This is a genomic window from Herbiconiux aconitum, from assembly GCF_024979235.1.
GTDB classification, from domain to species: Bacteria; Actinomycetota; Actinomycetes; order Actinomycetales; family Microbacteriaceae; genus Herbiconiux; species Herbiconiux aconitum.
In genome coordinates this window covers 2287430-2308164 of record NZ_JANLCM010000001.1, presented here as the reverse complement: position 1 = coordinate 2308164, position 20735 = coordinate 2287430, and the positions used below count along the sequence as shown (strand labels likewise).

Below are 20735 nucleotides of genomic sequence, written 5' to 3'. Positions count from 1 at the left end.
AAGAAGGACTCCGGATGCGCACGCCCCGCTCCACCTATCGGTTCCAGATCACTCCCGAATTCACGCTGTGGGATGCGGCGCGCATCGTGCCGTACCTCTCGCGCCTCGGCGTCGATTGGGTCTACCTCTCCCCTGTGTTGCAAGCTGAGGCAGGCTCTCAGCACGGCTACGACGTGACCGACCACTCGCGCGTCGACGAGTCGCGCGGCGGCGCGGACGGACTGCACGCCCTCTCGGAGGCGGCACACGCTGCCGGGATGGGAGTGCTGGTCGACATCGTGCCGAACCACGTCGGCGTCGCGACGCCCGCGGCGAACCCGTGGTGGTGGGATCTGCTGACCTTCGGTGAGAGGTCGCGCTATGCCGAGGCGTTCGACGTGGACTGGGCCGCGGGCGGCGGGCGCATCCGCATCCCGGTGCTCGGCGACGACTCGCTCGACGCCCTGCGGATCGAGGCCGACGGGCCCCACGGCGCATCCGTTCTCGCCTACTACGACCATCTCTACCCGATCGCTCCGGGCACGGCCGACGACGGGGCCGACGCCCGCACAGTGCACGATCGGCAGAACTACGAGCTGATGAACTGGCGACGCGAGAGTGCGGAGCTGAACTACCGGCGCTTCTTCGCGGTGTCGTCGCTCGCGGCCATCCGGGTCGAGGAGCCGTGGGTGTTCGACGAGTCGCACGCCGAGATCGGGCGCTGGTTCCGGGAGGGGCTCGTCGACGGGCTGCGGGTCGATCATCCTGACGGGCTCGCCGATCCGGGCGGCTACCTTGATCGGCTGGCGACGTTGACCGACGGGGCGTACGTGCTGGTGGAGAAGATCCTCGAGGGCGCGGAGCCGCTCCCGCCCGCCTGGAGCACCGCGGGCACGACGGGCTATGACGCCCTGGCGGGCATCGACCGCGTCTTGATCGACCCCGCCGGCGCCGCCACCCTCGTTGCAGGCGAGACCACCCACGACGTGCGCTCCGCCTGGAACGACCTCATCCACGGCACCAAGCGGGGCATCGCCGACGGCATCCTGCGCGCCGAAGTGCTGCGCCTCACCCGCGACATCGAGCGGAGCGGTGGCCTCGACCTGCAGGCTGGCGCGAACATCCCGAGCCCAACGGATGTCGCGGACGCGGTCGCCGAGCTGCTCACCTGCTTTCCGGTCTACCGCTCCTACCTGCCCGAGGGCCGCGAGCAGCTCGAACACGCCCTCGTCGAGGCCACGCGGCGGCGCCCCGAGCTCGAGGCGGTGCTGGCCGCGACCGCGGAGGTGCTCGGTCGAACGGGAGCCGCACCGAGCGTGCGGTTCCAGCAGACCTCCGGCATGGTGATGGCCAAGGGCGTCGAAGACACGGCGTTCTATCGTTGGACCGGGCTCACCAGCCTCACCGAGGTGGGCGCCGATCCGGCCGAGCTGAGCCTCGAGCCAGAAGAGTTCCACGAACAGCAACGCCGGCGGCTCGAGCTGATGCCCGACTCGATGACGACGCTCTCGACCCATGACACGAAGCGCTCCGAAGACGTGCGGGCGCGCATCTCGGTGCTCGCCGAGATCCCCGACGGCTGGAGCGGCACCCTCTCGAAGCTGCAGCACCTGCTGCCTCTCGGCGACGCCTCCTTCGAGGCGCTCCTCTGGCAAGCACTCGTCGGCGCGTGGCCGATCTCCCGCGAGCGCGCCCAGGCCTACGCCCTGAAGGCAGCACGGGAGGCAGGCGTCTCGACGAGCTGGCTCGATCCGGATGCCGCCTTCGAAGAGCGGATGTCGCACGCCATCGATGCCGTCTACACCGACCCGATCCCACGCGGAGTGCTGGAGAGCCAGCTCGCCGCGATCCAGAGCGCGGGCCGCAGCAACTCCCTCTCGGCCAAGCTCGTGCAGCTGACCACGGTCGGCGTACCGGACGTCTACCAGGGCAGCGAGCTCTGGGACCTCTCGCTCGTCGACCCCGACAACCGCCGGCCCGTCGACTTCGACGAGCGTGCGGAGCTGCTCGGCATCCAGGAGGCCGGCGAACTGCCCGCGATCGACGAGACCGGCGCAGCCAAGCTGCTCGTCGTGTCGACGGCGCTCCACGTGCGCCGCGACCGGCCCGAGCTGTTCACGAGCTACCGCGGACTCGAGGCCCGTGGCTCGGCCGCGCAGCACGTGCTCGCGTTCGACCGGGGCGGGGCCGTGACGATCGCGACCCGGCTGCCGCTCGGACTCGCCCGGCACGGCGGCTGGGACGACACGACGCTCGAACTGCCCGAGGCCGGCAACGGCTACGTCGACGCGTTCACGGGGCGCATCTTCGGCGACCGCGACGTGCGGCTCGCCGCCGTGCTGGAGCGCTACCCGGTCGCGCTGCTGGAGAGGATCGACGAGCGATGACGAAGAGGAATTTCGACGTCTGGGCGCCCCGCGCCGAGCGGGTGCAGCTGATCCTCGGCGACGACCGGAGCCCGGGTGCCATCGACGGAACGGGCAGCGGGCCGCACACCGCGCATCCGATGGTCGTCGGCGACGACGGCTGGTGGCGCGCCGGCCCCGACGCGCCCGCCTGGCGGCCGGGCCTCGACTACGGCTACCTGCTCGACGGCGCCGGGCCCTATCCCGATCCGCGCTCCCGCCGTCAGCCCGAGGGCGTGCACGGCCTCTCGCGCACCGACGATCCGGCTGACTACGCCTGGCACGACGACCAGTGGCGCGGCTCCCCCATCGACCACGCCGAGATCTACGAGCTGCACGTCGGAACCTTCACCCCCGAGGGCACCCTCGACGCTGCGGCCTCGCGACTCGACCACCTGCGCTCGATCGGTGTCACACACGTCGAGCTGCTGCCCGTGAACGGCTTCAACGGCACGCACAACTGGGGCTACGACGGGGTCGCCTGGTTCACCGTGCACGAGGGCTACGGCGGGCCGGATGCCTATCGCCGCTTCGTCGACGCCTGTCACGCATCCGGTCTGGCCGTGATCCAAGACGTCGTCTACAACCACCTGGGCCCGAGCGGCAACTACCTGCCACTGTTCGGCCCGTATCTGAACGATGCGAGCAGTAACACCTGGGGCACCTCGGTGAACCTCGACGGGGAGGGCTCGTCGGAGGTGCGGCGCTTCATCATCGACGACGCGCTGATGTGGCTCGGCGACTACCACGTCGACGGCTTGCGGCTGGATGCCGTGCACGCGCTGGTCGATGGCGGCCCGGTGCACCTGCTGGCGGAGCTCGCGGCCGCGGTCGACGAGTTGTCGGCGAGCACGGGCATCCGTCGCGCCCTGATCGCAGAATCGGACCTCAACGACCCGGTGATGTTCCAGCACCGCGACGAGGGCTACGGCCTCGACGGGCAGTGGAGCGACGACTTCCACCACGCGGTGCACGTGAACCTCACCGGTGAGACCACCGGCTACTACGCCGACTTCGACTCGGTCGGCGCGCTCGCGAAGGTGCTGACGCGCGGCTTCTTTCACGACGGCACCTGGTCGAGCTTCCGCGGCCGGGTGCACGGCATCGAACTCGATCGCGCCCAGACGGCACCCTGGCGGCTGGTGGTGGCGTCGCAGAACCACGATCAGATCGGCAACCGCGCCGTCGGCGACCGCCTCACGGCCACCCTCTCGCCCGACGACCTCGCGATCGCGGCCGCGCTCACCCTGCTCGGCCCGTTCACGCCGATGCTCTTCATGGGCGAGGAGTGGGCGGCATCGACGCCCTGGCAGTTCTTCACCTCGCATCCGGAGCCCGAGCTCGGCCGCGCGACCGCCGAGGGGCGCATCGCGGAGTTCGCGAAGATGGGGTGGGACGAGTCGGTGGTGCCCGATCCGCAAGATCCGGAGACGTTCGAACGCTCGAAACTCGACTGGAGCGAGATCGACGACCCGGAGCATCCGGAGCACCGCGCGATGTTGTCGGTGTACCGGGCGCTCGCCGCGATCCGCGCCACCCTGCCACCGGGCGAAGAGCTGCGACTCTCGGATGTGCACGTCGACTTCAGCGAGGAGGCCCGCTGGCTGGTGCTCGAGCGCCCTCCGATCGTGCTCGCCGTGAACCTCTCGGATGCCCCGCTCGATCTGGCGACGATCGCCCCCCGCTTCGGCGCTCCTCTGTTCTCATCGCACGAGCACCTGCGTGGCGAGCCCCTCCCGCCCGTTCTGGCCAGCCTCGCACCCCACTCCGTGGCGGTCTCCCGCCTCTGAGCCGCCGCTCACTCGTCCCTTAACGGGGCAGATCTCGCAGTTCGGGCCCGTTTGGGACGAGTGAGCGCACGCTCCCGCGGGCGATCAGCGGCGGGTGCCGTTGCGGTCGGCGGTCTCGCCCGACTTCGGGGCGTTGACGAGGGAGGCGGGGCGCACCGAGTCGGTGCCGAACTTGGCCGTCACGCGGTCGATTGTGCGCTCGGCGTCGCGCCAGCCCTCGGAGGGCACGGTCTCGTCGGCCCACAGGGCCGGCTGGTGCACGGCGGCGCCGGCCTCAGAGAGCTGCTCCACCCGCACCCCGATGAGTCGGATGGCCTCGCCGCGCGAGCCGACCGCCTCGTAGATGGCGGACACCTCGTCGAAGATGCGCTTGCCGAGGTCGGTCGGTTCGGACAGCGTGCGCGACCTCGAGATCGTGGTGAAGTCGGCGTAGCGCAACTTCAGCGCCACCGTGCGGCCCACGAGGCCTGCCGCCCGCAAGCGCACAGCCACCCTCGTCGACTGGTGCAGGAGTTCGCGGCGCAGCACATCCGGCGACCGTTCGTCGATGTCGAAGGTGCGCTCGTGACCCACGCTCTTCTCCTGACCGACCGGCACCACCTCGCGCGGGTCGATCCCGAGCGCGAGCTCGTGAAGTTTCGTTCCGGTGGCGTCGCCCACCGCGCGCACGAGCGCATCGAGCGGTGTGTCGGCGATGTCGCCGACCGTGCGCAGCCCCAGCCGCTCGAGCTGCTCGGCCGTCTTGCCGCCGACGCCCCAGAGCGCGCGCACGGGAAGCGGATGCAGGTAGGCGAGCACCTCTGACGGCCGGATGACGAGCATGCCGTCGGGTTTGGCCCGCCCCGACGCCAGTTTGGCCATGAACTTGGTGGGCGCCACGCCGACCGAGCAGGGCAGCCCGGTCTGCTCGAACACCCGGGCACGCAACCGCGCGGCGATGACATCGGACTCGCCGAGCAGCCGCCGGGCGCCTGCCACGTCGAGGAACGCTTCGTCGATGCTGAGCGGCTCGACCAGCGGGGTCACCTCACGGAACAGCGCCATCACGGCCTGCGACGCCTCCCGGTAGAGGTGCATGTGCGGTTCGAGCACGATGGCCTTCGGACACAGCCGGAGTGCCGCGCCCACGGGCATCGCGGAGTGCACGCCGAAGGCGCGCGCCTCGTAGGTGGCGCTGGTCACCACCGCGCGGGGGGAATGCCCACCGATGATGACGGGCTTGCCACGGAGCTCCGGATGCGAGAGCAACTCCACGGAGGCGAAGAACGCATCCATGTCGACGTGCAGGATCGACGGACTCGGCTCGCCGATCGGTTCTGCCGCGCCATCCATACCCCGAGCTTAAGCGGAACGGAGGGCACCCGGGGCGGAACCGCCGACACCGGAGGGAGACCCGAAACCCGTGATGCAGCCCTCGCATGGCGTTCTCCCAGAGATCGTCCAGACGGTGGGAAAATACTGATCGACGCCCGGCCACTGCCGGCCGCGCGCCGAGCCGACAGGAACCACCGTGAAACCACTCCTCGACGTGGGACTCCTCTCCGGGCCCCTCGTCATCGCGGTGTACGCGGCGGCGGCGATCGCCGCGCTCCTGCTGCTGTTCGTGCGACCCGGCCCGCGCTGGCGCCGCTCGCACTGGCTCGTCGTCGCCCTCGGCGCGGCGGTCGTCGGCGCCGCGGTCGGCATCGGCCTCACCTGGCTGCTGAACGACGCCCTCGACCTGTTCGGCGCCGAGCTCACGCCGGTGGTACGCCTCTGGATCGCCCTCGGCTTCGCCGGCTTCGGCGTCGCGATCGCCTCCTTCTGGTGGGCGACCTGGCGGCGGGTCATCGCCTCGATCCTCGCCATCGTGCTCTTCGCCGGTGCGACCGCCATGACCATCAACATCGACTTCGGGCAGTACCCCACGGTGCGCAGCGCCCTCGGGCTCAGTGCTTATGCCGGCGACGTGCTGCCGACCATCGCGAAACCCGATCCGGCCACCCAGCCCACGATCGCCACCTGGACCGCCCCGGCCGACCTGCCCACCCAGGGAGCGGTCGGAACGGTCACCATCCCGGCCACCGCATCCGGTTTCCACGCCCGCGACGCCGTGGTCTACCTGCCGCCCGCCGCACTCACGGCCGATCCCCCGAAACTTCCGGTGCTGATCATGATGTCGGGTCAGCCGGGGAGTCCGGATGCGCCGCTCGACGCCGCGAAACTCCGCCAGAGTCTGGATGCCTACGCTGCCGCCCACCAGGGACTCGCGCCGATCGTGGTGTCGCCCGATCAGCTCGGGTCGCCCGACGTCAACCCGATGTGCGTCGACTCGCCCATCGGCAACTCCGCCACCTACCTCACGGTCGACGTGCCGGCTTGGATCACCGCCAACCTGCCCGTGCTCCCCGGCCCGCGCTACTGGGGAATCGGCGGCTACTCGCAGGGTGGAACCTGCTCGATCCAGCTCGGTGCCGCGCATCCGGAGCTCTTCGGGGCGATTCTCGACGCCTCGGGCGAGGAGTTCCCGAAGCTCGGCGACCCGCAGACCACCATCGACAAGGGCTTCGGCGGCGACGCGGCGAAGTACGCAGCGGCCTACCCCGCGGCCATCATGGCCGCCCACACCCCTTACAGCGACATGTTCGCGGTGTTCGGGGTCGGCAGCGACGACAGCGTCTATCTGCCGGGGGTCAAGACGCTCTATGCCGATGCGCAGGCGGCAGGCATGACGGCGACCTACATCGAGTCGCCGGGCAGCGCGCATGACGCCACGACCTGGGCCTACGTCTTCAAACAGGGCCTCGGGCTGATCGCCGACCACTGGGGACTGAACCGGTGACCAGGTGACGCAGAGCGACACGGTCACGCGCGGCGACACCACCACGAGAGGTCCGGATGCCCGCCGCCGGCTGCTGCAGAAAGCCGCGCGGCACGCCCGCTCCATCCCTGTGACCTGGGTGGTGCTCGCCCTGGTGCTGGCCGCGAGCTTCGTGCGCATGTCGATGCACCCCGGCCGGGCGCGAGGCGGCATGGATGCCTTCGTGTCGACCGGGTTCGACACCGTCTTCGTCGACCACGACTGGGTCTCCACCATCACCTCGGTGTTCTTCGTCTGGAACCCGCTGCTGCTGGTGTTCGTGGTGGTGGCGATCGTCGTCGGCCTGGGCTGGGCCGAGCGCCGGATGGGGCACTGGCGCACCGTGCTGGCCTTCGTGGTGGTGACCGTGCTCGGCATCGTGCTGGGGCTCGTCACCGAGGCGCTCGGCGTGGGCCTCGACCTCTACTCGGCTGAGATCACCCGCACCCATCGCACCGTCGATCCGATCATCGCGGTGGTCGGGGTGGTGATGGCGGCGAGCGCCTTCGCCGGCCCGCTGCTCAAGCGGCGGGTGCGCATCGTCGGGTTCGCCGTGATCCTCGTCTTCGTGCTCTATTCGGGTCAGCCTTCCGATGGCTACCGTCTCTTCGCCGCCGTCGTCGGCCTGCTGCTCGGGATGGCGCTCGCCCGCAAGCCGCTGGTGGTGCGCCGGCCGCGTGCCACTCGGCGCGAGACGCGGACGCTGCTGGCCGCCCTCGTCGCCGTGACGGCGCTGGGGCCTCTCGTGACCATCGTCGCCCCCACCGGTGGCGGGGCGCTGAACCCGCTCGGGCTGTTGTTCCGCGACCCGCTCCGCGACTACGCCGCCATCGCCGCCCACTGCCAGACCGGCGACTACACCCGGCACTGCGTGAACGCCCTGGCCCTCTCCCGACTCGACGGGCCGGGAGCGGTGCTGCTCACCCTGCTGCCGCTCTTGGCGCTGCTCGTGTCGGCCTGGGGCATCCAGCGCGGCCGGCGGGTGGCGCTCTGGCTGGCGGTGTGGATCAACCTGGCGCTGGCACTGCTCGCTGCCGTCTACTTCGGATTTCTGCCGCTGCTCTCGAGCTCGGAGTACACCGCGTTCCAGACGGCGGCAGCCGAGAACTTCCGGGCGTTCGAGACCGTCTCGGCGCTGGTGCCCGTCGTGATCGCCCTCGGGCTGGTGGCATCGCTGCGTTTGTTCCCGCCCGAAGTGGGAGCCGGGTCGACACTGCGGTTCTTCGCGCTCGTCGGCGCGCTCTTCGTCGGTGTCTCGGTGGTCTACCTCGTGATCGTGCATGCGGCACACGACCAGTTCAGCCCACCGGCCGCGTTCGGCGACCTGCTCCTCGACCTACCGGAGCGGTTCGTGCCGGTGGGCTTCTTGTCGTTCGAGCCGAAAGACATCTTCCCCGTCGGGCCGGTCGCCGTGGTGGCCTCGCAATGGGTTGGCCCGGTGTTCTGGGCGGCCACGATCGTCGCCGCGTTCCTCGGTATGCGGCACGTGCATCCGCGGGGCGCCGTCACCGACGAGGTGCGAGTGCGGGAGCTCCTCCGCACCGGGTCGGGCGGAACGCTGTCGTGGATGGCGACCTGGACCGGCAACCACTATTGGTTCGCCCCCGACGGAAACGCGGTGGCCTACCGGGTGGTGAACAACGTGGCGATCACGACCGGGGATCCGCTGGGCCCGGCGGGCACGCATCCGTCGACCGCCTTCGCCTTCGCGACCTACTGCACCGACCGCGGCTGGACGCCGGCGTTCTACTCGGTGACGGATGCCGTGCGAGACGCCCTGACGGAGGCCGGCTGGTCATCGTTGCGGGTGGCGGAGGAGACGATCGTGCATCCGGCCGAATGGTCGCTCGAGGGCAAGAAGATGCAGGACATCCGCACCTCGATCAACCGGGCGGCGAAAGAGGGTGTGCGGGCCGAATGGCGCAACTACGCGGAGCTCGGGCCGTTCGTGACCACGCAGATCCGCGAGATCTCGGAGCTCTGGGTGGCGGAGAAGGGCCTGCCGGAGATGGGGTTCACGCTCGGCGGGGTCGACGAGCTGATGGCTCCCGAGGTTCGACTGATGGTGGCTCTCGACGACGACGACCGGGTGCAGGGAGTCACCAGCTGGCTGCCGAGCTACGCCGAGGGGCGCGTCGTCGGCTGGACCCTCGACTTCATGCGGCGGCGACCCGACGGCCTGAACGGGGTGATGGAGTTCTTGATCGCGCAGACCATTCTGCGTGCCCGCGACGACGGCGTGCCGTTCGTGAGCCTGTCGGGGGCGCCTCTCGCGGTGGCCGGAGACGGGCGCGATCAGCAGTCGACGGGCATCCTGAAATTCCTCAGCCGTACCCTCGAACCGGTATACGGCTTCCAGTCGCTGCTGCGGTTCAAGATGAAGTTCCAGCCGTCGGTGCAGCAGCTTCATCTGTGCTTCCGCGATCCGCTCACGTTGCCGGCGATCGGGCTGGCTCTCGGTCGGGCCTATCTGCCGACGCTGTCGGCCCGCCAGGCGGTTCGCGCCCTGTCCGGGCGGGAGTAAGTTGTGAGGTATGAAGTATCGATACCTCGGTAACAGCGGACTCAAGATCTCCGAAATCACGTACGGAAACTGGCTGACCCACGGGTCACAGGTCGAGAACGACATCGCCACGCGGTGCGTGCAGGCGGCTCTCGACGCCGGGATCACCACCTTCGACACGGCAGACGCCTACGCCAACACGGCCGCCGAGACGGTTCTCGGCGACGCCCTCGCCGGCCAGCGGCGCGAATCGCTCGAGATCTTCACCAAGGTCTACTTCCCGACCGGACCGGCCGGCCCGAACGACACCGGCCTCTCGCGCAAGCACATCAGCGAGTCGATCAACGCCTCGCTCCGCCGCCTCAAGACCGACTACGTCGACCTCTACCAGGCGCACCGCTACGACTACGAGACCCCGCTCGAAGAGACGATGCAGGCCTTCGCCGACATCGTGCGCCAGGGCAAGGCCCTCTACATCGGTGTGAGCGAGTGGAACGCCCAGCAGCTGCGCGAGGCGCATGCGCTGTCACGCGAGCTCGGCTTCCAGCTCATCTCGAACCAGCCGCAGTACTCGATGCTCTGGCGGGTCATCGAAGAGGAGGTCGTGCCCACCTCCCGTGAGCTCGGCATCTCGCAGATCGTCTGGTCGCCCGTGGCGCAGGGCGTGCTGACCGGCAAGTACCTGCCCGGTCAGCCGGCACCCGAGGGCAGCCGCGCCACCGACGAGAAGGGCGGCGCCGACATGGTGAAGTCCTGGATGCGCGACGAGGTTCTCGAGCGCGTGCAGCTGCTCGCGCCGGTGGCCTCCGAGCTCGGACTCACCCTGGCGCAGCTCGCCATCGCGTGGGTGCTCTCGAACGACAACGTGGCTTCGGCTCTGATCGGAGCCTCACGGCCCGAGCAGGTCTCCTCGAACGTCGAGGCGTCGGGTGTGACGCTCTCGCCCGAGGTGCTGGCGCAGATCGACGACATCATCGGCGACCTGGCCGAGCGCGACGCGGCGCAGACGACGTCGCCGGCGCACCGCCTGGTCTGATCGCTCGGGCGCGCCCGAGCGCCGCGCGACCCACACGACCCGCACGACCTCCTCGCGACTCGCCAATATCCGCCCTCCTTCTTGCTTCGGAGGGCGGATTTTGGCGGGTCGCGGTGGTTAGGGGAGGTCGCGAAAGTCGGATACGTCGGCGGCCAGGAGAGCGACCACGACAGCGCCGCCCTTGGTGGCCTGACGGCCGACCTCCCAGAAGCCGAGGCGCGCGTGGAAGGCAAGGGAACCGGGGTTCGGTGGCTCGACGTTGACCTCGCAGTCCACCTCGGTGGCACCCGACTCGCGGGCTGCAGCGAAGACGGCGTCGTAGAGCACGGCGCCGAGCCCCGCGCTGCGGTGCCCCTCCGCCACCACGATGCGGTCGACGTAGAGGAAACCCCCGTCGTCACCCGCGCGCTCGCTGAACCAGCGGTAGTTCTCACTCGCGTAGTCGACGCCCGGCGGCAGAGCCAGCACGAAGCCCACCACGGCATCCGGATGCGCCGGCTCCGGGTGCCCGGGGTCGAGCACCGCAGCTGCCAGCTGCGCCTGCGCGAGGAGCGTGCGCATCTCGTCCGCACCGATGTCGTTCACGGCCGGCACCGCTCGGCGATTGAGCAGAACGAGCCGGTCGACGTCGGCATCGGTGAGAGAACGGATGATCGGGGCGGCGGGGTGAGTCGGCACAGGGCGACATTACCTGCTGTTCGCTGGCCGCGTATCCGGTGCCCCTCCCGTGACCGGCCGGAATGCGCATCCGGGCTGCGTCATTGACAATAGAGATCGAAGGAGACCCCCTATGACTGCCGCACGAACCCCGCACCCCGAAGCGACGACCTGGCTGCGCCTCCAGAAGCGCGCCCACCGTGAGTTCGCCGGGCGGGTCGCCGCCGTGACCGACTGGACCGGCGCCCACCCCCGACACCGACTGGAACGTCGCCCAGCTCGTCAGTCATGTCATCGAGGAGCAGCAGTGGGTTCCGTGGCTGCTCTCGGGGCTCACCACGAGGCAGGCCAAGAGTCGCCTCAGCCCGTTGAAGGACGACCTCACCCACGAATGGCATCTCTACTCCCTGGCCGCGACGACGGCCTGGCACGACGCGTCGCCGAGCGCGCAGGTGAACCTCTCCTACGACACCGTGACCGTGATCGACTACCTCAAGGAGCAGGTCTCCGACGTCACCATCCACACCTGGGACCTGGCCCGCGCGCTGGGCGTCGACGAGCGGATCGACGAGGAACTCATCGAGCACGTGTGGACCGTCTTCGAACCCCAGCGCGACACGCTCGAGGCGAGCGGACTGTTCAGCTCGCCCGTGGCGGTTCCGGATGACGCGCCCCTCCAGTCGCGTCTGCTCGCGCTCACCGGGCGTGACGATCGCATCAGCGCCTGAGGTGCTCGCTTCGCCCCAGCCCTGCTCTGCTCAGCTCAGCTCTGGAGCTCTGAAGGGCGTCGGTATGCCGTCGACCCCGCCGGGCGGTAGACCAGCTCTTTCGGGTTGGTGGCGCAGAGTTCGAGCAGCAGTGCGTCGAGATCGATCCGCAGGATCTCGAGTTCGGAGACGATCGACGATGGCCGCTCGTCGACGTTCTCGATGAAGATGTTGCAGGCGGCGACCATGTAGTTGAGCGGATTCCAGGCGGTGGATTGCGGACGCAACGACCTCCGCGCCGTGCGGACCTCTTTGCGGAGGAGCACCACCGAACGCATCACCCGGTTCAGATCGGAATCGGGATCGGCCCGGTCGATCGACAGCGGCGACGCGCTCTGCTCGGGCGACAACGCACGCCGGGAACCGATCTCGATCGTCAGCAGACGCAGAGCGTTCACCTCGGCGATCCGCTCGACCCGTCGCCCCTTGCCGCGGTCGATCAGGAGCGCCAGCAGCGCACCGCCGGTGACACTGATCGTCGTCACGATGATCTGGGCTACGAGAACGTCCATAGCGCCACTCTACGAGCGACCACCGACACCCCTCCGGCTGTCGTCGGCGCGTCCCAGCGACGCTCACGAGATCGAACGCAACAGGCCCTGCTCGACGACCCGCAGCAGAAAGCCGCCGCGAAGCAGCGGTCTTCTGTACTACGAAGCCGCGCGCTCCAGCACGAGTTCGCGCACGCGCGCCGCGTCGGCCTGGCCCTTCATCGCCTTCATCACCGCACCGATGACGGCTCCGGCGGCCTGCACCTTGCCGTCTCTGATCTTGGCGAGCACGTCGGGCTGGGCAGCGAGGGCCTCGTCGATGGCAGCGATCAGAGCACCGTCGTCGGAGACCACGGCGAGTCCGCGCGCATCCACGACCTCCTGTGGTGATCCTTCGCCGTCGATGACGCCCTCGAGCACCTGGCGGGCCAGGCGGTCGTTGAGGGCTCCGCTGTCGATGAGGGCCACGAGGGCGGCGACGTCGGAGGGCGACACCAGCGACGACGCCTCGGCATCGCGCGCGTTGGCAAGGCGGGAGATCTCGCCCGACCACCACTTGCGTGCGGCCTGCGGCGACGCCCCGGCGGCGACCGTCTCGGTCACCTCCACCAGCAGTCCGGCGTTCTGCACGTCTTGGAACTCGAGGTCGGTGAATCCCCACTCCTGCTTCAGGCGGCGCCGGCGGGCGGCAGGCGGCTCGGGCAAGGCGGCCCGCAGTTCCTCGATCAGCTCGAGCGAGGGCACCACGGGCAGCAGGTCGGGCTCGGGGAAGTAGCGGTAGTCATCCGCGTCGGACTTCGGCCGACCGGCCGAGGTGGCGCCGGTGTCTTCGTGCCAGTGCCGGGTCTCCTGCGTGATCGTTCCGCCGTCGGCGAGGATCTGCGCCTGACGCTGGATCTCGTACCGGATCGCCCGCTCCACGGAGCGCAGCGAGTTGACGTTCTTCGTCTCGGTGCGGGTGCCGAGCGGCGCCGGAGGCTCGCCTGGCGCGGTGCGCGGGCGCAACGAGATGTTGGCGTCGCAGCGGAGGTTGCCGCGCTCCATCTTCGCGTCGGAGATGCCGAGCGCCACCACGATGTCTCGGATGGTGGAGACATAGGCCTTCGCCAGTTCCGGAGCATCCTTCTCGGCGCCGTAGATGATGTCGGTCACGATCTCGACCAACGGCACGCCGGCGCGGTTGTAGTCGACCAGCGAGTACTCGGCGCCCTGGATGCGCCCGGTGGAGCCGCCGACGTGCGTCAGTTTGCCCGCATCCTCTTCCATGTGAGCGCGCTCGATCGGCACCGTGAACAGGCGCCCGTCGGGCAGCTCCACGTCGACCGACCCTCCGAAGGCGATCGGCTCGTCGTATTGCGAGATCTGGTAGTTCTTCGCCAGGTCGGGGTAGAAGTAGTTCTTGCGGGCGAAGCGACTCGAGGGCGCGATGGAGCAGCCGAGAGCGAGCCCGAGACTGATGCTGTAACGAACGGCCTGGCCGTTCACCACGGGCAACGATCCCGGAAGACCCAGGTCGACCGGCGTGATGTTCGTGTTGGGCTCGCCACCGAAGAAGTTGGGCGCGGTCGAAAACATCTTGGTGCGGGTGTTGAGTTCGACGTGCACCTCGAAGCCGAGCACGGGCTCGAAGAGTTCGAGCGCCTTGTCGAAGTCCATCAGTTTCGCTTTCGCCATCAGACGGCTCCTTCCTGTGCCGCAGCCATCTCGCCGGGGGCGAGATCGGGAGCGAGGCTGATCAGTGTGTGGCCCCAGCTCTGCTCGAGCAGGGCTTCGAGAGCGGCGCCGACGTTGTAGAGGCGGGCGTCTTCGCGGGCGGGGGCGAGGAACTGGATGCCGACCGGCAGGCCGTCTTCGCGTGCCAGGCCGACGGGCAGCGAGATGCCGGGGATGCCGGCGAGGTTCGCCGGGATGGTGGCGATGTCGTTGAGGTACATCGCCATCGGGTCGCCGGTGTTCTGGCCAAGCTTGAACGCCGTGGTGGGCGCGGTGGGCGACACCAGCACGTCGGCCTGCCCGAAGGCGGCCGCGAAGTCTCGCTGCACCAGGGTGCGCACCTTCTGGGCGCTGCCGTAGTAGGCGTCGTAGTAGCCGGCGCTGAGAGCGTAGGTGCCCAGGATGATGCGGCGCTTGGCCTCGGCGCCGAAACCGGCCTCGCGGGTGGCCGACATCACGTCTTCGACCGTGCCGCCGCCGGGCGGGTTCACTCGTAGGCCGAAGCGCACGGAGTCGAACTTCGCGAGGTTGCTGGAAGCCTCGGCCGGCATGATCAGGTAGTAGGCCGCGATCGCGTACTCGAGGCTCGGCAGGCTCACGTCGACGATCTCCGCGCCCGCGGCCGCGAGCACGTCGAGGGCCTCGCGGAAGCGCTCGAGCACGCCGGTCTGGAATCCTTCGCCGTCGAGCTGCTTGATCACGCCGATCTTCAGCCCCTTCACATCGGCGCGACGAACGGCCTCGGCCATGCTCGGCCAGGCATCCGTGAGCGAGGTGGAGTCGAAGGGGTCGTGCCCGGCGATGATGTCGTGCAGCAGAGCGGAGTCGAGCACCGTGCGGCTCACCGGCCCGATCTGGTCGAGGCTCGACGCGAGGGCGATGGCGCCGTAGCGGCTCACGCCGCCGTAGGTGGGCTTGACGCCGACCGTGCCCGTGACGTGGGCGGGCTGGCGGATCGAGCCGCCGGTGTCGCTGCCGAGCGCGAGCGGCGCTTCGAAGCTGGCGACGGCCGCGGCCGAGCCACCGCCGGAGCCGCCGGGGATGCGCTCGAGGTCCCAAGGGTTGTGGGTGGGGCCGTAGGCCGAGTGCTCGGTGGAGGAGCCCATCGCGAACTCGTCCATGTTGGTCTTGCCGATGGGGATGAGGCCGGCGGCGCGGAGCTTCACCATCACGGTGGCGTCGTAGGGCGGAATCCACCCCTCGAGGATCTTCGATCCACTCGTGGTGGGCATGTCGTTCGTGACGATGACGTCTTTGATGGCGATCGGCACGCCCGCGAGCGGATGCAGTTCCTCGCCGGCCGCGCGGCGTGCGTCGATCGCGGCCGCGGTGGCGAGACTCGCATCCGGAGCCGTGTGAAGGAAGGCGTGCACCTCGCCGTCGACCGCGGCGATGCGGTCGACGTGGGCCTGGGTGGCCTCGACGGAGCTGACCTCGCCGGAACCGAGTTTCTCGGAGAGCGCCGACGCCGACAGGCGGATGAGTTCGTGGTGGTGGCCCATCACTGCTCCTCTCCGAGGATCGCGGTCACGCGGAAACGCGATCCGTCGTGGTCGGGTGCGCCGGCGAGCGCCTGCTCGGTGGTGAGCGTCACGCCGGGCTCGTCGTCGCGGTAGACGTTCTGCAGCGGGATGGGGTGGCTCGTGGCCGGCACATCGGGGGTGGCGACCTCGGAGACCTTCGCGACGTTGTCGACGATCGAACCGAGCTCGCTCGTCAGGCTTTCGATCTCCTGAGGTGTCAGGGCGATCCGGGCGAGGTTCGCGAGATGCGCGACCTGCTCCTGGGTGATTTCGGACATGGTGCTCCGTGTTTCGATTCGCGAGGGGTGTGGGTTGATTCTATTCGGTGGGGCTGGGTGGGGTCGGGCCGGGTGGAGCGGCAGAGGGTGCGGTGACGCGGGTGAGGAACTCGCGCGTGCGGTCGAGTGCCTCCTGGGCTTCCTCGAAGTCGAGGTGGAACTGGTACTCGTGCGGCAGTGCCGGCTGGTGGTCGGCGGCCCAGAACAGCGCGGTGACGTCGACGCCGGCAGCGCGCATCCGTTCGGCCAATGGCACGGACTGGATGTGGGTGAGGCCGTCTCCGTTGCCACCGGAGAGCCAGACCGGCGGGAGGTCGCCGGTGACGAAGTCGATGGTCGACATCGTGGCTCCGGCGGGCGTCTCCGACCAGTTCTTGTGGCCGGTGTAAGCCCACAGGGCGGTCTTGAAGCCCCAGCCGACGATGCCGGTGGCGCTCGCCATCGCCGGGAGGTCGTAGAGCCCACAGTGCAGCACGACTCCGGCGAGCTGCGACGGCTCGAGCGACGGCACCACACCGACGAGCCGGGCGTAGCGCGGATTCGTGATGAGCACCGCGAGCTGGCTGGCGAGTTGGGCGCCGGCCGAGTCGCCCGCGAGCACGATGCGCGTCGGATCGATGCCGAGCTCGGCGGCGTGCTCGACCAGATAGCCGAGAGCACGGTTCAGCTGGGTGAGGGCGACGGGGTAGACCGCTTCCGGTGCGATCGTGTAGTCCAGGCCCACGGTGACGTGGCCGTCGGCTGCCAGGATTTTCAGGTAGGGCTCGACGTCGCTCTTGCTGCCCGAGATCCAGGCGCCTCCGTGGATCCAGACCACTGCGGGCGCCGGCTTCGTGCGGCCGCCCACGTCGAAGACGTCGAGAGTGGTGGTGAAGCCCGCGTCGCCGTATTCGACGTCGCGGTGCTCGATGAACCCGACGTCGGGCACGTACGGCGCCATTTCGGCGAGCGTCACGCGGGCGCCCTTCTCGAACACCCGCCGGATGACGAGCACCGCCGGCCACGGCGTCGCCCGTAGCACGGCCACGATCGCGCCCAGCACGGCCGCGGCTCCCACGGCCACGCCCACGACGTTCCGCCACCCACTGCCGTGGGCTCGACCTCGCACTGCCCGACTCATGCCGAGGAGTCGCCGGAAGCGGGCTTGTCGGCCTCCGCTGTCGCATCCGCCGCCGCGTCCGCTTTCGCATCCGCCGCCGCGTCGGGTTCACCCTCCGCCGCATCGTCACCCGTGGCACCATCGGCCGGCTCCGCGCCTGGCACCGGCGGAAGTGCCGACGGCCCCTGGCTCACCAGGATCGCGAACTCCGCCGCGTCGATGATCCGCAGACCCAGCGCCTCCGCCTTGCCGAGTTTCGAACCCGCACCGGGACCGGCGGCCACGAAGTCGGTCTTCTTGCTCACGCTCGATGCGGCCTTGCCACCGGCCTGGATGATCGCCTCCAGAGCCCCCTCGCGGGAGAAACCCTCGAGCGAGCCCGTGGCCACCACGGTCACGCCGTCGAGCACTCCGCCGCTGCCGACCGCGGCGCCCGGGCCCGGATGCCCCGGTGTGGCGAACTGCACGCCCGCCGCGGCCCAGCGGTCGATGATCTCCACGTGCCAGTCGACGGCGAACCAGTCGATCAACGCATCGGCGATGATGCCGCCCACACCGTCAACCGCCGCCAGCTCTTCACGGGTGGCGGCACGAATCGCCTCCAGCGACCCGAAGTAGTCGGCGAGCGCACGCGCTGCGACCGGCCCGACGTGGCGGATGCTCAGCGAGACCAGGATGCGCCAGAGCGGCTTCGTCTTCGCCTTCTCGATGTTCGTCAGCAGCTCGATGGCGTTGCTCGACGGCACCGAATCGTCGTCGCCCCAGAACACCTCGGCGTCGGCGTCGTAGGCAGGATCGGCGTCGCGCCCCGACTTGCGCCGCTTGCGGCGGAACGGCGTGACGAGCTTCGGCGAGCCGTCATCGTTCAGCTTCTCGAGCCCGGTCTCGTTGTCGCGCACGATCACGCGGATGGGGAACAGATCTTCCATCTGCAGCGCGAACAGACCGGCCTCGGTGACCAACGGCGGCTCAGGTGGCTCGGTCGGCTGCGTGAGGGCTGCGGCCGACACCTCGCCGAGACCCTCGATATCGAGAGCGCCGCGCGACCCCACGTGCTCGACCCGGCCGCGCACCTGGGCGGGGCAGCTGCGCGCGTTCGGGCAGCGCAGGTCGATGTCGCCCTCTTTCGCGGGCGCGAGCTTCGTGCCGCATTCGGGGCAGAACTCGGGCATCACGAACTCGCGTTCGGTGCCGTCGCGCAGTTCGACCACCGGGCCGAGCACCTCGGGAATCACGTCTCCGGCCTTGCGCAGCACGACCGTGTCGCCGATCAGCACCCCCTTGGCCTTCACGACGTCTTGGTTGTGCAGGGTCGCCTGGCGCACCTCGGAGCCGGCGACCTCCACCTTCTCCATCACGGCGAAGGGCGTGGCCCGGCCCGTGCGACCCACGCTCACCACGATGTCGAGCAGCTTGGTGTTCACCTCTTCAGGCGGGTATTTGTAGGCCGTGGCCCATCGTGGCGCTCGGCTGGTGGCGCCGAGCTCTTCGTGCAGAGCCAGGTCGTCGACCTTCACGACGATGCCGTCGATCTGGTGCACCACGGAGGCCCGGTGGATGCCGTAGTAGCGGATGAACTCCGCCACCTCGCCGATGGTGTCGAAGACCCGGTAGTAGCTCGAGGTCGGCAGCCCCCAGCCCTTCAGCAGCTCGTAGACCTCGCTCTGCGCAGCGACCGGCGGATTCGGCCAGGCGCCGATGCCGTGCACCAGCATCTGCAGCCGACTGAGGCGCGCCGCCACGAGGGCGAGCTGCCGCTCATTCTTGCCTTCGGACTTCTGTCGCAGCGATCCCGCCGCCGCATTGCGCGGGTTCGCGAACACCCGCTCGCCGGCAGCCTCCTGGGCCGCGTTCAATTCGTCGAACGCGGCGACCGGAAAGAAGATCTCGCCCCGCACCTCGACGAGCGGCGGATGCCCCGTTCCGGCCAGCCGGGCCGGGATGGTCTTGATCTGCAGCACGTTCTCGGTGACGTCTTCGCCCACCACCCCGTCACCCCGGGTCGCGGCCGTGACCAGCACGCCGTTCTCGTAGCGGAGGTTGATGGCCAGCCCGTCGATCTTCAGTTCGCTGAGGTAGCGCACGGTTGCGCGACCCGCGTCCCGCTGCACCTTCGCGGCCCATTCGTCGAGCTCTTCTTCGCTGAACACGTTGTCGAGGCTCAGCATCCGCTCGGCATGGGTGACCGGGGTGAACATCGTGGTGACCGCACGACCGCCCACCGTCTGGGTCGGGCTGTCGGGAGACTGGAGCTCCGGATGCGCCCGCTCCAGTTCACCGAGCCGGCGCACCATGAGGTCGTAATCCTTGTCGGTGACGGTCGAGGCGTTCTTCTCGTAGTACTCGTCGCGCAACTCCAGGATGCGCGTGGTCAGGTCTCGCGCTTCGGCCCTGGCCGCTTCGACATCGCTCGGGGTCTCCTGCGGCAGCGTCGCCGCGGCCGCCGCAACACCGTCGTCCGCCGCTCGCCCCCTCCCCCGTGCAGCCATCAGGCGCCTGCCCCCAGGGGGACGGCACCGCCGACGGCATGAACACGGGCGAGATCTGCTGCAACCGTGCGATCGATCGTGCACTGACCCAGCACCCGCGTGCCGACGTAGACCACCGCCGTCTGCCCTGGCGCGACGCCGTTGAGCGGAGTGACAGGCGTGATGACGAGCTCAGGTGCCCCATCTGCATCAGCGCGCACGCGCGCCACAGCATCGACCGGATCGGCGTGCGCCCGGATCTGCACCTGGCAGACGAAATCGATCTCCGGATGCTCGGGCGCCCGCCCGGCCCAGGTGTAGCGCGACCCCGCGATCTCCGCGATGTCGAGTGCCTCCTTCGGGCCCACGACCACCGTGTTCTCTTTCGGGCGAACCTCGAGAACGAAGCGGGGCTTGCCGTCGGCCGCAGGCATCCCGAGCTTGAGGCCGCGGCGCTGGCCCACGGTGAACGCATGGGCGCCCTCGTGCGAGCCGACCACCGCGCCCTCTCGATCGACGATCGAACCGGTGGCCGTGCCGACCTTGTCGGCCAGCCAGCCGCTGGTGTTGCCGTCGGGGATGAAGCAGATGTCGTGGCTGTCGGGCTTGGAGGCCACCGAGAAGCCGCGCTCGGCCGCTTCGGCCCGCACCTCGGCCTTCGACGGGGTGGCTCCGAGCGGGAACATGCTGTGCGCGAGTTGCTCGGTGGTGAGCACGCCGAGCACGTAGGACTGGTCTTTGGCCCAGGCGGCCGCCCGGTGCAGCTCGCGGTTGCCCTCGGCGTCCGTCGTGATCGACGCATAGTGGCCCGTGCAGACCGCATCGAAGCCGAGGTCGAGCGCCTTTTCGAGCAGTGCTGCGAACTTGATGCGCTCGTTGCAACGCATGCAGGGATTGGGGGTGCGGCCGGCGGTGTATTCGGCGATGAAGTCGTCGACCACGTCGGCCTTGAAACGCTCGGAGAAATCCCACACGTAATAAGGGATGCCGATCTTGTTCGCGGCCCGCTGCGCATCCATCGAGTCTTCGATGGTGCAGCAGCCGCGACTGCCCGTTCGCAGGGTTCCGGGCATGCGGCTCAGCGCCAGGTGCACCCCGACGACCTCGTGACCGGCTTCGACCGCGCGGGCGGCGGCGACCGCGGAATCGACACCACCGCTCATTGCTGCGAGAACTTTCATGCCTTC

15 protein-coding genes are annotated in these 20735 nt (G+C 69.4%); 6 read left to right on the top strand and 9 right to left on the bottom strand.

Features of this window, described 5'->3' with window-relative positions:
- Positions 1-14: 14 nt before the first annotated feature.
- Together treY and treZ are read left to right on the top strand one after the other, a co-directional pair.
- Positions 15-2366 carry a malto-oligosyltrehalose synthase gene (gene treY, locus N1027_RS10935; RefSeq protein ID WP_259507665.1) on the top strand — a complete coding sequence of 784 codons (2352 nt, stop codon included), beginning with the start codon at positions 15-17 and terminating at the stop codon, positions 2364-2366.
- A complete protein-coding gene (gene treZ, locus N1027_RS10930; RefSeq protein WP_259507663.1) occupies positions 2363-4174 on the top strand; it encodes a malto-oligosyltrehalose trehalohydrolase in 1812 nt (603 codons plus the stop codon). The genes treY and treZ overlap by 4 nt, the downstream gene beginning before the upstream one ends.
- A gap of 84 nt (positions 4175-4258) precedes the next feature.
- On the opposite strand, the gene N1027_RS10925 is transcribed toward treZ, so the two are convergent.
- Entirely contained in the window at positions 4259-5506 is a 1248-nt protein-coding gene (locus N1027_RS10925; RefSeq protein ID WP_259507661.1) for a DNA polymerase IV, read from the bottom strand.
- A gap of 178 nt (positions 5507-5684) precedes the next feature.
- On the opposite strand from N1027_RS10925, the gene N1027_RS10920 reads away from it, so the two are divergent.
- The 3 genes from N1027_RS10920 to N1027_RS10910 are packed head-to-tail and all read left to right on the top strand — an operon-like array spanning position 5685 to position 10552.
- Complete coding sequence (locus tag N1027_RS10920; RefSeq protein WP_259507660.1) at positions 5685-6995, top strand: alpha/beta hydrolase; 1311 nt, start codon at positions 5685-5687, stop codon at positions 6993-6995.
- Positions 6996-6999: 4 nt separating this feature from the next.
- Positions 7000-9537, top strand: a complete 2538-nt coding sequence (locus tag N1027_RS10915; protein WP_259507658.1) for a phosphatidylglycerol lysyltransferase domain-containing protein — start codon at positions 7000-7002, stop codon at positions 9535-9537.
- Positions 9538-9547: 10 nt separating this feature from the next.
- On the top strand, positions 9548-10552 hold the full coding sequence (locus N1027_RS10910; protein WP_259507656.1) for an aldo/keto reductase family protein: 1005 nt from the start codon (positions 9548-9550) through the stop codon (positions 10550-10552).
- Positions 10553-10669: 117 nt separating this feature from the next.
- Here N1027_RS10910 and N1027_RS10905 read toward each other — a convergent pair whose 3' ends face one another.
- Complete coding sequence (locus N1027_RS10905) at positions 10670-11230, bottom strand: GNAT family N-acetyltransferase (RefSeq protein ID WP_259507655.1); 561 nt, start codon at positions 11228-11230, stop codon at positions 10670-10672.
- A 272-nt stretch (positions 11231-11502) separates the two neighbouring features.
- Between N1027_RS10905 and N1027_RS10900 the strand changes: the two genes are divergently transcribed.
- A complete protein-coding gene (locus N1027_RS10900) occupies positions 11503-11937 on the top strand; it encodes a DinB family protein (protein WP_259507976.1) in 435 nt (144 codons plus the stop codon).
- A gap of 35 nt (positions 11938-11972) precedes the next feature.
- Here the strand turns inward: N1027_RS10900 and N1027_RS10895 are convergent, their stop codons facing one another.
- The 7 genes from N1027_RS10895 to mnmA form a co-directional block, all read right to left on the bottom strand.
- Positions 11973-12488, bottom strand: a complete 516-nt coding sequence (locus N1027_RS10895; RefSeq protein ID WP_259507654.1) for a hypothetical protein — start codon at positions 12486-12488, stop codon at positions 11973-11975.
- Positions 12489-12626: 138 nt separating this feature from the next.
- A complete protein-coding gene (gene gatB / locus N1027_RS10890) occupies positions 12627-14141 on the bottom strand; it encodes an Asp-tRNA(Asn)/Glu-tRNA(Gln) amidotransferase subunit GatB (protein ID WP_259507652.1) in 1515 nt (504 codons plus the stop codon).
- Positions 14141-15682 carry an Asp-tRNA(Asn)/Glu-tRNA(Gln) amidotransferase subunit GatA gene (gatA, locus tag N1027_RS10885; protein WP_259507651.1) on the bottom strand — a complete coding sequence of 514 codons (1542 nt, stop codon included), beginning with the start codon at positions 15680-15682 and terminating at the stop codon, positions 14141-14143. The genes gatB and gatA overlap by 1 nt, the downstream gene beginning before the upstream one ends.
- Positions 15682-15981, bottom strand: coding sequence for an Asp-tRNA(Asn)/Glu-tRNA(Gln) amidotransferase subunit GatC (gene gatC, locus N1027_RS10880; protein ID WP_259507649.1), 300 nt, complete (start codon positions 15979-15981; stop codon positions 15682-15684). Before gatC ends, gatA begins: the two co-directional genes overlap by 1 nt.
- Before the next feature lie 40 nt (positions 15982-16021).
- Complete coding sequence (locus tag N1027_RS10875) at positions 16022-17044, bottom strand: alpha/beta hydrolase (RefSeq protein ID WP_259507647.1); 1023 nt, start codon at positions 17042-17044, stop codon at positions 16022-16024.
- A gap of 53 nt (positions 17045-17097) precedes the next feature.
- Positions 17098-19569 carry an NAD-dependent DNA ligase LigA gene (ligA, locus tag N1027_RS10870; protein WP_259507645.1) on the bottom strand — a complete coding sequence of 824 codons (2472 nt, stop codon included), beginning with the start codon at positions 19567-19569 and terminating at the stop codon, positions 17098-17100.
- Entirely contained in the window at positions 19569-20729 is a 1161-nt protein-coding gene (gene mnmA, locus N1027_RS10865; RefSeq protein WP_259507643.1) for a tRNA 2-thiouridine(34) synthase MnmA, read from the bottom strand. The genes ligA and mnmA overlap by 1 nt, the downstream gene beginning before the upstream one ends.
- Between the last annotated feature and the right edge of the window lie 6 nt (positions 20730-20735).

Coding starts and splice junctions, on each gene's coding strand:
- treY (WP_259507665.1), top strand. CDS start 15: ATGCGCACGCCCCGCTCCACCTATCGGTTCCAGATCACTCCCGAATTC.
- treZ (WP_259507663.1), top strand. CDS start 2,363: ATGACGAAGAGGAATTTCGACGTCTGGGCGCCCCGCGCCGAGCGGGTG.
- N1027_RS10925 (WP_259507661.1), bottom strand. CDS start 5,506: ATGGATGGCGCGGCAGAACCGATCGGCGAGCCGAGTCCGTCGATCCTG.
- N1027_RS10910 (WP_259507656.1), top strand. CDS start 9,548: ATGAAGTATCGATACCTCGGTAACAGCGGACTCAAGATCTCCGAAATC.
- N1027_RS10895 (WP_259507654.1), bottom strand. CDS start 12,488: ATGGACGTTCTCGTAGCCCAGATCATCGTGACGACGATCAGTGTCACC.
- gatB (WP_259507652.1), bottom strand. CDS start 14,141: ATGGCGAAAGCGAAACTGATGGACTTCGACAAGGCGCTCGAACTCTTC.
- gatA (WP_259507651.1), bottom strand. CDS start 15,682: ATGGGCCACCACCACGAACTCATCCGCCTGTCGGCGTCGGCGCTCTCC.
- gatC (WP_259507649.1), bottom strand. CDS start 15,981: ATGTCCGAAATCACCCAGGAGCAGGTCGCGCATCTCGCGAACCTCGCC.
- ligA (WP_259507645.1), bottom strand. CDS start 19,569: ATGGCTGCACGGGGGAGGGGGCGAGCGGCGGACGACGGTGTTGCGGCG.
- mnmA (WP_259507643.1), bottom strand. CDS start 20,729: ATGAAAGTTCTCGCAGCAATGAGCGGTGGTGTCGATTCCGCGGTCGCC.